Annotated in this window: 11 protein-coding genes and 2 pseudogenes; all 13 read left to right on the top strand. The window is 43.3% G+C overall.

The features are described 5' to 3' along the window. Positions 1-794: sensor histidine kinase (locus AC1DUA_RS08060; protein WP_477499236.1), on the top strand; the 794-nt coding region annotated here is incomplete at its 5' end. Next, positions 769-2397 carry a response regulator gene (locus AC1DUA_RS08055; protein WP_477499235.1) on the top strand — a complete coding sequence of 543 codons (1629 nt, stop codon included), beginning with the start codon at positions 769-771 and terminating at the stop codon, positions 2395-2397. The genes AC1DUA_RS08060 and AC1DUA_RS08055, both read left to right, overlap by 26 nt. 230 nt (positions 2398-2627) lie before the next feature. Further along, a pseudogene (locus AC1DUA_RS08050) lies at positions 2628-3572 on the top strand (ABC transporter substrate-binding protein); the annotation flags it as partial. A gap of 53 nt (positions 3573-3625) precedes the next feature. Then, positions 3626-4333: a carbohydrate ABC transporter permease gene (locus tag AC1DUA_RS08045; protein WP_477499234.1), complete on the top strand. Its 708-nt coding sequence runs from the start codon at positions 3626-3628 to the stop codon at positions 4331-4333. A gap of 8 nt (positions 4334-4341) precedes the next feature. Then, a complete protein-coding gene (locus AC1DUA_RS08040; RefSeq protein ID WP_477499233.1) occupies positions 4342-5187 on the top strand; it encodes a carbohydrate ABC transporter permease in 846 nt (281 codons plus the stop codon). A 37-nt stretch (positions 5188-5224) separates the two neighbouring features. Then, entirely contained in the window at positions 5225-6757 is a 1533-nt protein-coding gene (locus tag AC1DUA_RS08035; RefSeq protein ID WP_477499232.1) for an alpha-N-arabinofuranosidase, read from the top strand. 18 nt (positions 6758-6775) lie between these two features. Next, on the top strand, positions 6776-7042 hold the full coding sequence (locus AC1DUA_RS08030) for a DUF6171 family protein (RefSeq protein ID WP_477499231.1): 267 nt from the start codon (positions 6776-6778) through the stop codon (positions 7040-7042). 13 nt (positions 7043-7055) lie between these two features. Beyond that, a complete protein-coding gene (locus AC1DUA_RS08025) occupies positions 7056-8600 on the top strand; it encodes an alpha-N-arabinofuranosidase (protein ID WP_477499230.1) in 1545 nt (514 codons plus the stop codon). A 220-nt stretch (positions 8601-8820) separates the two neighbouring features. Then, a complete protein-coding gene (locus AC1DUA_RS08020; RefSeq protein WP_477499229.1) occupies positions 8821-10500 on the top strand; it encodes a type 2 periplasmic-binding domain-containing protein in 1680 nt (559 codons plus the stop codon). A gap of 82 nt (positions 10501-10582) precedes the next feature. Continuing rightward, positions 10583-11569, top strand: a complete 987-nt coding sequence (locus AC1DUA_RS08015; RefSeq protein WP_477499228.1) for an ABC transporter permease — start codon at positions 10583-10585, stop codon at positions 11567-11569. A gap of 11 nt (positions 11570-11580) precedes the next feature. Next, positions 11581-12492, top strand: a complete 912-nt coding sequence (locus AC1DUA_RS08010) for a carbohydrate ABC transporter permease (RefSeq protein WP_477499227.1) — start codon at positions 11581-11583, stop codon at positions 12490-12492. 119 nt (positions 12493-12611) lie between these two features. Continuing rightward, positions 12612-14141: a response regulator gene (locus tag AC1DUA_RS08005; protein ID WP_477499226.1), complete on the top strand. Its 1530-nt coding sequence runs from the start codon at positions 12612-12614 to the stop codon at positions 14139-14141. A 20-nt stretch (positions 14142-14161) separates the two neighbouring features. Next, positions 14162-14728 (top strand): annotated as a pseudogene (locus AC1DUA_RS08000) (sensor histidine kinase); the annotation flags it as partial.

The following is a 14728-nucleotide window of genomic DNA, read 5'->3' as shown; positions in this document are numbered from 1 at the left end:
GTAATTTAATTACTCGAATCGAAGACAACAGCAGCGATGAGCTAGGGAAGGTTGCTACAAATTTTAATCATATGGTGGCTGAAATTAAATATCTGATCGACGAGGTGACAAAAAAAGAAAAATTGAAAAGGGCTGCAGAGCTGAAAACACTGCAAGCCCAGATTAATCCACATTTTCTCTCCAATTCACTGAACACTGTCAGGTGGATGGCCAATATTCAGAAGGCAGAGAGTATTTCGAGTATCATCACTTCCTTAATTCAGCTGCTTCATGGATGTATGGGAAAAGGAAGCGTACTGATCAGCCTGCAGGAAGAAATCGAATATGTAAAAGACTACCTAAATATAATGGCCTTCCGGGATTATGATAAGTTTAGGGTACATTACGAAATGGAAGAAAGTATTATGGACTTTCATGTCCCCAAATTTATTCTCCAACCGATCGTGGAAAATTGTTTGCTCCACGGGCTTGAGCCAATGGAAGGCCAAGGACTGATTATCATTAAAGGCTACAAGGTCGGAGAGGACTTAAAAATTATCGTGACCGATACGGGGATCGGCATAAACAACAAAACGCTAAATGATCTCATGGGGGAATCATTATCAAATAAAAAGAATGGACTGAGTGGGATTGGCATTCGAAATGTGGATGAAAGAATCAAGCTATACTTCGGAGAAACATATGGAATTGCCATTCAAAGCATTCCTAATCTTTACACAACCGTAGAAATTACTTTACCTGCTGTAGGAGAGGAGGATCTAGGAAAATATGCTGAAGGTACTTATAGTCGATGATCATGCGGTTTCGCGAACGGATTTGAAAACGATGCTCGATTGGGAGAGTTGCGGGTTTTATATTTCCGGGGAAGCGTATAACGGCATTCATGCCATGCACCTTATGAAAGAGGATGTTCCAGATATCGTTATTACCGACATTAACATGCCTGGAATGAATGGGCTCGGATTGATACAGCAGCTAGAAAGTGAGTATCCACAGGTTAGAATTGTTGTGTTAAGCGCTTATGACGATTTTGATTATGTCCGTCAGAGCATGAAGAGGGGAGCAATGGATTATGTACTGAAACATAGGCTGAACGCCTCCGTATTACTCGATATTTTAAAAACTGCAAAAGGTTCAATTCTTGCCTATCGTAATGCACGTGACAAACAAAATGAGATAAATCATGAACTTTTGATAGGCAAGGATCGTTCTCGCCATGAGTTTATTAGAAAGCTCCTTGAGGGCAGTCTGTCAGGTCGGGGGGAAATATTAAGCGAAATCAACGCGTTAGACATAACTATGGACAAGGAAAACTTAATAGTGACAGTGGTGGAGATTGACGATTTTCGTTTGATTGAAGAGAGATTCAGCATAAAAGAAGTCGATGTATTCATTCAAACTTTTCTCGATATTTCCAAAGAAATTCTTAACGATTGGGCCAAATCAGTAATTATCCATACAAGTAGAGGGAAATTTGCGATGATATTTTCACTGGGACATAACCACAGCTGGATGTATATACACAATCAGGTGTATACATTCCTCAATCGAATTAGGTCGGAGATCAAAAAATATTTGAATATTACGGCCAGTTTTGGTGTAAGTAAGGTATGCAATGATATACAGCAGCTTCATTATGCATACTCGGAGGCCGTACTCGTCCTGAAGGACAAGTTTTATAAGGGAAAGAATGGGATATTTATTGAAAGCACAACGAGCAAGCATGAAGAAGGATTTTACTGTCTGGACATTAAAGATGAGAAAGCCATTTACGCTGCCTTGAAAAATCAAGATTTTGAAACCGTGAAAAGCTTAATCGATGCTGTCTTCATCAAAATTTCGAGCTTGAGGCTTAGCAGCAAATCAACGCAAATTATCTGTGCGGAATTAATTAATATCGTTAATAAAACGTCTAAGGACACCGGTATTGAGATGTCGAAGCTATATACTGCCGAGGACATTCCTTATAATCTCATGCAGAAATATGAAGTTCTTCTGGATATTAAATCTTGGATTTTGAATCTATACCTTAAGCTTATTGAAATCCTGAATCGGATGAAATACCGAGACTCACTTAGCGGCATTACCCATAAGGCTATGGAATACATCCAGAATAATTACAAGAACGATGTTTCGCTCCAGGATGTGGCCGAATTCGCTGGTGTAAGCAGTTCATATATCAGCAGGGTTTTTAAGGAAGAGTGTCAGATGGGGATAACCGAATATTTAAATCATGTGCGTGTTGAACATGCGAAGCAATATATGGAGTTCGGTGAATTAAAGCTGAAAGATATTGTGAATGATGTAGGATTTAACAATTATAACTACTTTTTTAAGGTCTTTAAAGAAATGACGGGCATGACTCCCCTGGAATATGAGCAGACTTGCAGGAAATAAACAAGCGAAAAGGCATTTTTAATACATAACAAAATGTTGTAGTGGAGTGCAAAATATTGGAGTTCGACCATGATACCCAAATTTGTATAATAACTAACAGGTGCACAGTTAGTAGCTGTCACCAAGAAATGAAAATGAAGGGGGTAAGAGTGTATGAAAAAAGCATTATTTACAGCGGTTGCTTCAGTGTTCCTGTTGACTTCCATTTTATCGGGATGCAGCAGTGATGAAGCGGCACGTATCCCAACGCAGAAATGCACAATAAACTATTAATTGCGTTACAATCCGGCGTGGGCGCGCCTGATATTGCTGACATTAACATCAACTTCTTTCAAAACTTCCTTAAAGGCGATATTCAGCTTGTGGAATTAAACAAAGTGATCGAGCCTGAGAAGGACAAATTCATCCAGTCCAGATTCGATATTTATAGCAAAGGCGGAAAATATTACGGCATTGATTTTCATGTAGGCGCAACGGTGGTTTACTACAATAAGGAGCTTATGGATAAAGCTGGCGTGAACGTGGATAACATTAAAACTTGGGATGATTATACCGAGGCAGGAAAAAAAGTTGTTGCTGCCACTGGAAAGGTGATGACCGCTTTTGAGGTTACCGGACAAAGACCCTTCTGGCCAATGATCGTTCAAAGAGGCTCCGATTATTTAGATAAAGACGGTAACGTTACGCTCGATAACGATACCAATATTAAGACCCTTCAGGCGATGAAGGATATGATTTACAAGGATAAAATTGCGGTTCCTATGCCTGGAGGCAATACCGGGGCTGAAGAATTTTTCACTTATATGAACAAAGGAGAAGCGGCTTCACTTATCATGCCAATGTGGTACATGAGCAGATTCTTGGAGTATATGCCTGATTTAAAAGGGAAAATATTGGTGCGCCCGATGCCAGTATGGGAAAAGGGTGACGTAAGATCCGCAGGAATGGGTGGAACAGGTACAGCCGTTACCAAGCAAAGTAAGAACCAAGATATCGCGATGAAGTTCCTCGCATATGCGAAGTTAAGCAAAGAGTCGAATATAAGAATTTGGCAAGAGCTGAAATTCGATCCGATCAGATGGGATGTTTGGAGTGATCCGGAGCTGCAGAAGCCCGATCCTTATTTCAGCAATGAGAAAATATTCAATGTGCTGCTAGACATGAAGGAGGAAATCAAATCACCGGACTTAACAGCAGTAAATTTATAGGTCTTGATAACTACAGGAGAATGTTTGATGAGCATTTTTTCAACGCTCTGCAAACCAATACGATCTACACCATTCTGTCTCTGTTGTTATTAATACCGATCCCGATTATATTCGCCGTTCTTTTGAACTTATCATTGGTCAAGGGAAAATCATTCTTTAAGTCGGTTATTTTCATCCCGGCCTTAACGTCTGTGATCGTAGCCGGCGTTTCCTTTAGGCTTATGTTCGGAGAAGCGGATACGGCCTTAATCAATTCCTTTATCGCTAAACTCGGCATTTCGCCGCAGAATTGGATTCTGAATTATGGTACAGGCATGATGCTGATGGTTATTCTCAATACGTGGAGAGTCGCAGGTATTAATATGATTTATTACCTTGCCGGTCTACAAAGTATCCCCGAGGAACTATATGAATCTGCTGAAATGGACGGGGCCAATGCCTTTCGCAAGTTTTATTGGATTACTTTGCCGCTCTTAAAGCCAATTATTATTTACACGTTAACGATAGGCATATTTGAAGGATACAGAATGTTTGGAGAAAGTTATGTGTTCTGGAATGAAGGAATGCCGGGGGATATCGGGCTTACCATCGTGCGGTTAATTTACCAGCAGGCATTTCAGCGAAATGATATGGGTATGGGATCAGCTATTGGCATTACCCTCCTCCTGATTGTACTCACCGTTAATATGGTGCAACTGAAATTGTTCGGGCTCTTCAAGAAGGAGTGAACGGATCTATGAATACTAAGCTAAGAAGAAAGCTGTTGACGGCACTTATCGTCGTCTTCTTTCTCATCGTATGCTTTATCGTCTTGTTCCCACTATACTACATGTTTATGGCTTCATTTAAGAGCTCTAAAGAGTTATTTCGAAATGGCATGGATTTCAGGATAATACCCAGTCTTATGAGTCTTGACAACTACAAGTTGCTGTTCTCAGGCAAAGGCAGTATCTATTTGTACTGGTATAGAAACAGTCTTGGCATCACAGCTCTTCATACTGTAGTTGCACTGTTTCTTTCCTCGTTAGTGGGCTATGGTTTAGGGGCATACAATTTTAAAGGTAAAAATACTGTTTTTATACTGGTATTGTTTGTCATGATGGTTCCACTTGAAATACTCATGCTTCCTCTCTATAAACTTATCGTGAAAATGGGCATTATTAACACATATTATGGTGTTATTTTACCTTTCGTTGTATCACCCATGGCGATCTTCTTCTTTCGGCAGTATATAACGGGTGTTTCCAAAGATTTTATGGACGCGGGAAGAATAGACGGGTGCTCGGAGTTTGGCATTTATATCAAAATTATGGTGCCCTTGATGAAGCCGGCATTTGGTGCAATGGGGATTCTATTGGCGATGCAGAACTGGAACAGTTTTATATGGCCGTTGATTGTGCTGCGCACGAATAAGATGTTCACGATTCCTATAGGTCTTGCTTCGCTGATGTCACCATATGGCAACAATTACGATATGCTGATCGCCGGTGCCGTGCTTGCTATTATTCCGGTAATTCTTTTGTTCCTGGTAAATCAGAAGGCTTTTATTTCAGGCTTGTCCAGTGGCGGTGTTAAAGGCTAGAACCAAATAAATCATTCTACTCAGGAGGCAGATAAGTATGAAAAGCAGCATTAAGATTAATCCAGAAGCAGCGGTTCACAAAATTGACAGAAACATATACGGACATTTCGCCGAGCATCTGGGCCGTTGCATATACGAAGGGATTTGGGTAGGCGAGGACTCCGATATCCCCAATACACGAGGTATCCGCAATGATGTCGTTCAGGCGCTAAAAGATATGAAAATCCCCATCTTACGCTGGCCAGGTGGGTGCTTCGCCGATGAGTATCACTGGAAGGACGGCATCGGTTCTAAGGAATCCAGAGCGCGAATGATTAACACGCATTGGGGTGGCGTGGTTGAGAATAACCACTTCGGGACCCATGAATTTTTCGACTTATGCGAAATGCTGGAGACTGAGCCTTACATATGCGGGAATGTTGGCAGCGGAACTGTCTATGAGATGCAACAGTGGGTCGAATATATGACCTTCGACGGCGAATCGCCGATAGCGGATCTGCGGAAAGCGAACGGCAGGGAATTGCCATGGAATTTGACTTATTTCGGCATAGGCAATGAAAATTGGGGCTGCGGCGGCCGAATGAGAGCGGAATTTTATGCGGATCTTTACAGACAATACAGTACATATGTTAGAGATTATGGGGACAATGCCATTTATAAAATTGCTGCCGGCCCTAGAGGGGACAATTACCACTGGACGGAAGTGATGATGCGGGAAACAGGTCATTTCATGGACGGACTAGCGCTCCATTACTACACGAGGTTAAGAGATCACAACTTCGTCATAGAAAATCCTGATGGTAACAGAATTTATATAAAAGATCCGAATGCGGTAAGAGGCCAGGCCGTTGATTTTGAGGAAAGTGAATGGTTTGGCATCATGAAGGCAGCGTATTTCACAGAAGAACTTGTATCGAAACATTCGGCTATTATGGATAAATACGATCCCGAGAAGAAGGTCTCGCTTATCATAGACGAATGGGGCACGTGGTTTGATGTTGAGCCAGGTACCAATCCAGGCTTCCTCTTTCAGCAAAATACAATGAGAGATGCGGTTTCTGCAGCAATTAGTTTGAACATCTTCAATAATCACGCTGACCGCGTAAGAATGGCGAATATTGCCCAGACAATTAATGTACTCCAGGCTGTTATTTTAACAGAAGGGGATAAAATGATTCTGACCCCTACCTATCATGTTTTCGAAATGTTTAAGGTACATCAGGATGCCATCCTGCAACCAATTGAGATTCAGAGCGGCGCATACAAGCTTAATGGAGAAGAAGTGCCGCAGCTTAGCGCCTCTGCCTCCGTAGATGCTGCAGGTAAGCTGAATATTACCATTTGCAATACAGATCCGAGGAATGCTGCACCAGTAGATTGCAATATGGGAGGACTCATCGGTAAGCAGGTAACGGGAAGAGTCTTGGTTTCGTCCTCCATGAACAGCCATAATTCTTTTGAAAATCCTGTTCATGTCAAGCCCGAGCCATTTACTAGTGTAGAGCTGAATCAAGAAGGATTCCATGCGGATATCCCGCCGATGTCTGTTGTCGTGCTGACGATCGATTGAATCGGGAGGAGCTATCTGATGGCTAACAAACACGGTCCATGCAAGGACTGCTCGGAGACGATAGATGTCGCACCTGAAAAGATTGAGGCAATGCTGCAATTGCTGATTCAATCAAGGCACATTGAGCTTGTAGATGAGGAAACATGGCATAATCGGCTAGCTGAGTGTAAGGGTTGCACTGGTTATATACATGGAGGAACGTGCAAATATTGCGGTTGTCTTGTACAAATACGGACTAAAATAAAGGATAGGGCATGCCCCTATCCTTTATTTCCTAAATGGTAAGAGCGGGAGAAAAATGATGACCACAATCGACATTTGGCTGAATGAAGAGATAGGGCAAATTAATCCCAATATTTATGGACACTTTATTGAGCACTTGGGCGGAGTTGTATACGACGGAATCTGGGTAGGCGAGGACTCCGATATTCCTCATATAAAGGGATTCAGACAGGAGCTTATTGAGAAATTAAAAGCAATTCACCCATCTGTTATCCGCTGGCCGGGTGGTTGTTTTGCGGAGACTTACAACTGGAGAGACGGTATCGGTCCAAGTGAGAAGCGTCCCACAACCGTTAATTGGTGGTATATGAACGACGGGAAGCTCGAATCTAACCAGGTTGGTACCCATGAGTTTATCGATTTTTGCAGTCTAGTCAATGCTGAGCCGTACTTTGCAGTAAATGCTACGACAACRACCGTTTTAGAAGCTAGAAATTGGATTGAATACTGTAATATGATGCAAGGTACAACTACACTAGCGCAGGAACGGGAGGAGAACGGAAGCCGGGAGCCTTTTAACGTTAAATATTGGGGGCTTGGCAACGAAAATTGGGGTGGCGGCGGCTGCATGACACCTGAGGATTACTGCCATATTTACAGAAAGTACAGCATCATCAGCAAAAGTGTAGGGCAGGATCTTCAGTTTATCGCATGCGGACCCTATGAAGATATTCCCGAATGGACGGGGAAATTTTTTGACAAGTATAAAGAGATGTACACAGTGGGGCGAGTTGCTCCTATGTTTGGATACTCACTTCACTACTATGTGACGAATACGGGAAGAATGGGTACCGAGCTGGCATATAGTGATGAGCAGTGGTATGAAATGATGCGGGTCGGACTGGACATGGAACCGTTTATTCAATCCCAGTATGAGATGATATGCGCTGCGATGCCCGGAACATCGGTTGGACTCGTCGTCGATGAATGGGGAGTGTGGCATCAGCAGAATGGCAGGCATCCGTTGCCGGGCAAGTATTTATTTGAGCAGATGAGCACAATGAGAGAGGCAGTGTTGGCGGCGCTTTCGTTAAATATTTTCAACAACCACTGTGATAAAGTTATCATGGCTAATGTGGCTCAGCTTGTCAACTGTATCCATTCTCTGTTTCTTGCCAARGGCAATGCCTGTGTGGCAACTACAAGCTACTACGTGTTTGATATGTATAAAATTCACCAGCATGCAATAAGCCTTAAAACGAAAGTTAATTGTAAAAATATAACCTATAGAATAGAAGGAAAGACGTATGATATTCCAAGCATCTCCTGCTCAGCATCGATCAGGGACGGTATACTAGCAGTTACACTTGCGAATTTAATCGTGGATGAAGATCAAGAGATCATGTTGAATCTGAAAGGCGGCCACTATAATAGCAATGGGAGAATGATTGTACTATCTTCTAACAATCATCAGGATGGCAATTCTTTTGAGGAACCCTATAAAGTTACACCGGTGGAACAGGACATTTCACCAGAAGGTTTTGATCTTACGGTTATAATCCCAAAAGCTTCTGTAGTTTTGTTAACATTGGATGTATCTAGCACATCTGGAGATGAATAGTGACACTAAGGCAGCCGACCTGATCGGCTGCTTATTCTCATTAAAAGGGTAGTATAACGCAACCAATTTCAGTAGTTAGCTTGTGTTACAATAAAAGCACCTTTAATTTATAGGGGGAAGACCTTTAGTTTATGAATTGTAAGCGTATTCCAAAAAGATATAATTAAATATATCACTATGTAAGCGTTTAAAGGGAGATGTGAAAGGGAGGAAAAAGAAAATGGCGTTACAAATGAAGCGTACTACCCTTCGAATGATCGTTCCTGTTTTGACTCTCAGTGTTATTTTGTCAGGATGCAATGACGCAGACAGCAGTTCGACTGCTTCTAACACGGCTCCAACTACCACAGGAAGCGCGGTAGCTACGCAGGGTACGGAAGCTATTAAACCGATGACGATTTCTATGTTTATTGCTAACTCTTACCAACAGCCTACGGCAGACAATCGCATTTATAAGATGATTAAGGATCAAACAGGTGTCAGTTTAAAAATGGAATTTCTGGTCGGTGACCTTACGCAGAAACTAGGTGTTATGATTGCTGGAGGCGATTATCCAGATGTGATTACGGGCGATGACAAGTTGATTGCTGCAGGCGCATTCGTACCTCTGGAAGACTTGATCGAGAAGTACGCACCGAACTTGAAGAAGCATTATGCGGATGTTTGGAACCAGATAAAGGATCCGGCAAGTGGTCATATCTATGCACTTCCGGGTTACAATGCTTTCACAGGAACATTTACTGAAACGACTTACGAGGGCCCCGGCTTCTGGTTACAAAAGGACATTCTGAAGGAGCAGGGATGGCCGACTCCCAAGACACTTGAGGATTACTTCGCAATTGTAGAAAAGGCCAAGCAGCAGCACCCAGACAAGATTGGTTTCGAGACGCTGAACTTTGATTGGAGAACCTTTCCGTTGCAGAATCCGCCAGAACACTTGGCAGGACATCCGAACGACGGCGGCGTGATTGTAGATAACGGCAAGGCATCCATTTTTGCTGACAAGGATGTAGCAAAGAACTATTACAAGAAGCTGAACGAGGTAAACAGTAAAGGACTGTTGGACAAGGAAGCACTTGTGCAGAACTATGATCAGTATTTGGCCAAAATTGCAAGCGGTCGTGTTATCGGTATGTTTGACCAGCATTGGAATTTTAGTGATGGCGAGAAATCATTGATTTCTCAGGGGAATTTTGGCGGCACCTACGTAGGTTTCCCATTGCTCTATCCAGGTGCGACGGAATACTACCGGGATCGTCCTGCTTTAACCATCAATCGCGGTTATGGCATATCGGTTAAGGCGAAAGATCCGGTCGCTATTATAAAGTTCCTTGATAGTTTGATGACGGAGGATTGGCAGAAAACACTGCAATGGGGTGTTCAAGGTCAGGACTATCAAGTGAAGGATGGCAAATATTATCGCACTCCTGAACAGCGTGATCAGCAAAATGATAATACCTGGAAGTTAGCCAATAAAGCAGAAGCATTCTTCTTTAATTTACCCAAAATGCAGGGTACTTACATCGATGGGAATGCGACTGATCCGAACACGCAGCCGCAGGAGTTCTATGACAGCTTGAAGCCAGTGGATCAGGAAGTGTTGAAGGCTTACAATCATAAGACTTGGGCCGAGTTCTTCAAAACACCTGTTGATAACCCGGTTTATTATCCAGCGTGGTCCATTGACTTGATCGACGGTTCCCCGGCAAAAGTAGCCCAAACCAAGATGAACGATCTAGCCGTGAAGTATTTGCCGAAAGCGGTCTTAGCGAGCGAAGCGGATTTCGAAAAAGTCTGGAAAGAATATACCGATCAGCTTTCCAAAGCGAACATCAAAGCTTACGAAGATCGTATAAATGATCAGATTCAATGGCGGATCAAGAACTGGAGCAGCAAATAATTCAAAGTCATTACCGAGGAGCGGAGGAGACGAGGTCTCCTCCGTTTATAGATGACAAATTTCGGTTCGGGAGGGAGTCATAATGGCCGAAACTATACGGAAACAAGAAGCGAAAGCAGTTGTTAGGAAAAAGAAATGGATCGATCCGGAAATCGACGTAGAACTCAGTTGGAAAACGATAAAAAGTCAAAAACAGTTAATCTTTATGTCTGTACCGATTCTGATCTATTTGATTATTTTCAATTATGTCCCCATTTGGGGCTGGCTAATGGCCTTTCAAAATTATCGCCCAGCCTTGCCATTTCTCAAACAGAAGTGGGTTGGCTTTGATCAGTTTAAATTTCTGATGGGTGATGATGTCTTCCTTCAGGTCCTCCGTAATACACTTGGCATGAGCTTAATCAATTTGGTATTGGGATTTGTAACAGCGATCGTGCTGGCGCTTCTTCTTAATGAAATCAAAACAAAAATATTTAAAAGCACGGTACAGACAATTTCGTACTTACCTCACTTCCTGTCATGGGTTATTGCGGCTGGTATTGTGGCTTCCACGCTGTCCGTAGAGGATGGAATCGTCAATGTCGTATTAATGAAGCTTCATTTCATCAAGGAGCCAATTATGTGGCTGAGCATCGGACATTATTTCTGGGGTATTGTCGGTGCCGCAAATGTGTGGAAGGAAGTAGGTTGGAACACGATTATCTACCTGGCTGCGATTACGTCCATAGATCCTTCGCTTTATGAAGCTGCCTCCATGGATGGAGCCAACCGGTACCAGAAAATGCGCTATGTTACCCTGCCGGGCATTAAAGCGACGTTCATTATTCTGTTAATTATGAATGTCGGCCATATCTTGGATGCAGGCTTTGAAGTGCAATATTTGTTGGGGAATGGTCTGGTTGTGGACTGGTCGCAAACGATTGATATTTTTGTGTTGAAATATGGCATTGCACTTGGCAACTACTCGCTTGCAACAGCGGCGGGCATATTTAAGACGATCGTCAGTATTGTCATGGTTTTGAGTGCGAATCATATTGCGAAGCGCCTCGGCGAAGAGCGGTTGTTATAAGGGGGTTGGATATGAAAACGGCTACTTTCCCGAATAGTCGCTTGGAAGCGATTCTATTCAACACACTGAACGGATTTTTTATGCTCTTTTTGGTCACCGTAACCCTGTATCCTTTTCTTCATACATTGACGGTATCTTTTAATGAAGGAAACGATACGCTGCGGGGCGGCCTATACTTGTGGCCGAGGATTTGGAGCTTGCAAAATTATCGAGCAATTTTCATCTCAGGAACGATCTATCATGCTGCCTGGATCTCGGTCGCTAGAACCGTAATGCTTACAGTGTTAGGTGTCTTTCTGACTTCGATGTTAGCTTATACGTTGGCTCAGCCACACTATTTGTTCCGCAAGATCATTGGCGTGTTTTTCGTGCTGACGATGTATTTCAATGCTGGCCTGATCCCGAATTATTTCCTGATCAAGCAACTGGGATTGCTGAACAGCTTTTGGGTGTACATTCTTCCAGGAATGGTTAGTGCATTTAACCTGATCGTCATCCGAACCTATATCAAGTCTCTCCCGGGGAGTTTAATTGAATCAGCGAAGATAGACGGGGCAGGAGATTTGACCATTTTTCTGCGGATTATCTTTCCTCTTTGCACGCCAGTTTTGGCAACCATTGCGTTATTCATTGCGGTTGGCTCATGGAACTCCTGGTTTGACACGTTCTTATACGCTTCTTCCGATATTAAATTAAGTACGCTGCAGTACGAGATGATGAAGCTCTTGGGCTCTACAATGAGCAGCAACAGTGATCCTGCGCTCTTAAATGGTGTTAACACGGGCCAGTCCAAAGGTATGGTTACACCTGCTTCGGTTCGGGCTGCCATTACCATTGTAACTGCTGTGCCGATTTTGTTAGTTTACCCTTTCCTGCAGCGCTTCTTTGTAGTAGGTTTAAATCTGGGAAGTGTAAAAGAATAAGGGTTCGGGCATTGGAAAAGCCGTTTTAGTCCGAGGACTAGAACGGCTTTTCCGTTGCTGATCTATGGGCGGGACCGTATAATAATCTCATATCAAGAGGGAAATCAGGTGAAACGCGAATGTTGAGGGTTCTGATCGCCGATGATGAGCCGATCATGCTGGAAGGGTTACGTTTTCTAGTTGATTGGCACAAGCTTGGATTTGAAATATATGCAGAGGCGCTAGACGGAGAGGATGCTCTACAGCTAGTAGAGGAAAGCTGCCCTCATCTGATCATAACGGATATTCGGATGCCCGTCATTGATGGCTTGGCATTGATTGAAAAGGTTTATATGCGCTTTCCTGATACGAAATTTATCGTGTTAAGCGGTTACGCCGATTTCCAATATGCGCAGCAAGCTATGAAATTCGGGGTTTCCAATTACTTGACAAAGCCTTTGGACGAGATGGAATTAGAGAGCGCAGTTCTTGCTGTTGCGGAGGACATTCGCGCGGAGGAATCACGACGTATGCTGCAGCACTCAATCATTGATCGTAGTCGTACTGAAACAATTTCACGGCTTTTGATGGGAGACGTCAGAAAGGAATGGGTGGACAAGGCGTGGAGCCTGCTGAATCTACACGAGCAATCAAGAATTCGCTGTATCTACCTTGTTTCTAGCAATTTGGATAATAGCGAGCAAGAGCAGATCAGCCTGTTTCAGCGTCTTCGGGTCGCCGTGGATTCGGAAGCCTTGGCGGAAGTGAGCGTGTATTCGTTCGTGCTGGGCACTAACAGGTATGGTTTTATTCTTGCTGTGGACTCAATGGAATTTCTATTAACGAATTTGTTTATAGATCGTTTCGTCACACATATCCGAAAAGAATGCGTAGAGACCTTCTCTTTTGCAATCAGCAGCGAGGTTAGAGGCGTTACTTCATTGCGTAGAGCCTATCAGGAAGCGCTTACCGCAGAGGTGTGCAAATTCCCCTCCAATCTTCCCAAGGTCTACTATTATCAGGTCAAAATGTCAGAGGAATCTCCATCGATTACTGAGGTAACCAAGACAGCGTTGATCCATGCCGTCAACTATGGCCATGTAGATGCCGTTCGTACCCTTACGCTTGACTTATTTATGGCTTTATCTTCTTCGGAAGCATGGGAGGCGGCAAACTTGTCTACGCTGAAGCTGGAGATTCTTCAAGAACTAGCCCAACAGGGAGCAGATATGGAGAACTGGACACGAAGATGGTTTGCATCGCCTCTTCCGAAGAATTTGGGAGAACTGAAAAACAGCATGTTGAAAGAGTTTCTGGAAGCAGCAGAGTGGAACGTAAGGGAGAAAGGTGCTCGTATCGATGATCTTGTTTCTGCTGCTGAAGCATACGTTAAACAACATTACCAAGGAAAGCTGCAGCTTCAACACGTGGCTGAGCATTTACATGTGAATGCGGCTCACTTAGGCCAACGCTTTAGAAAGCAACGCGGGCTCGCATTCAATGAATACGTGCACACCGTTCGCATTACGGAGGCTAAGAAGCTCCTGCTCCGTACGGAGATGAAAATAAATGAAGTCGCCCACATGGTAGGGTATTCAGATCCTGAGCAGTTTGGTGCGAAGTTCAAAGCCTTGACCGGCGTAATCCCTTCATCGTACAAAAAAGGCTGAGAACCGATAGGAGAGCGACAATGAACCGAAAATGGAAGCTTTTCAGCCATATCGTCAATGACATACCGCTAAAATATAAGTTTCTATTTATCTATCTTTTGTGCGTCTTACTTCCAATTATGAGTATCAATATCCTGTTCTACATGCAAAATAGCCGGGATACGCAAAGTCGGGAGAGGGAAAATCTGCAGATTTCTTTGGATCGAGCAGCGTATGAACTCACCCAGATCGTAAACGAAAGCGTAGCGATYGGTAACACGGTAGCAGCAGATCGAACTTTCAACGGAAAGTTGGAAGCCTCCTATTCCGACTTGTCCATTTACTATGACACTTATGATAGCTACTTGCGTGACAAGCTGCGTCCATATACAGATCAGTATCCGTACATTTCCTGGCTAGGTGTGTTTACCACGAATCCGACAATTGGAAGCGGGGGAAGCTATTTCGTACTGAAGGAAAGCGATAAACAGAGTGAATGGTACCAGAAACTGACCGATACGAAAGAGAAGGTGGTCGTCGCCTCTTATTTAGATATGAACCCGATGAACCCTCAACAACAGAGGGTGTATGTGAGCATTATTCGCAAG

This window comes from Paenibacillus sp. 01T422, assembly GCF_056398785.1.
Note: the sequence above shows the minus strand (reverse complement) of the source record. Positions and strands in the feature narration are given on the sequence as shown.

What these genes read in the sequence shown, in the direction of transcription:
- AC1DUA_RS08015 (WP_477499228.1), top strand. Translation starts at nt 10,583, where the DNA reads ATGGCCGAAACTATACGGAAACAAGAAGCGAAAGCAGTTGTTAGGAAA.
- AC1DUA_RS08045 (WP_477499234.1), top strand. Translation starts at nt 3,626, where the DNA reads ATGTTTGATGAGCATTTTTTCAACGCTCTGCAAACCAATACGATCTAC.
- AC1DUA_RS08040 (WP_477499233.1), top strand. Translation starts at nt 4,342, where the DNA reads ATGAATACTAAGCTAAGAAGAAAGCTGTTGACGGCACTTATCGTCGTC.
- AC1DUA_RS08005 (WP_477499226.1), top strand. Translation starts at nt 12,612, where the DNA reads ATGTTGAGGGTTCTGATCGCCGATGATGAGCCGATCATGCTGGAAGGG.
- AC1DUA_RS08055 (WP_477499235.1), top strand. Translation starts at nt 769, where the DNA reads ATGCTGAAGGTACTTATAGTCGATGATCATGCGGTTTCGCGAACGGAT.
- AC1DUA_RS08020 (WP_477499229.1), top strand. Translation starts at nt 8,821, where the DNA reads ATGGCGTTACAAATGAAGCGTACTACCCTTCGAATGATCGTTCCTGTT.
- AC1DUA_RS08035 (WP_477499232.1), top strand. Translation starts at nt 5,225, where the DNA reads ATGAAAAGCAGCATTAAGATTAATCCAGAAGCAGCGGTTCACAAAATT.
- AC1DUA_RS08010 (WP_477499227.1), top strand. Translation starts at nt 11,581, where the DNA reads ATGAAAACGGCTACTTTCCCGAATAGTCGCTTGGAAGCGATTCTATTC.
- AC1DUA_RS08030 (WP_477499231.1), top strand. Translation starts at nt 6,776, where the DNA reads ATGGCTAACAAACACGGTCCATGCAAGGACTGCTCGGAGACGATAGAT.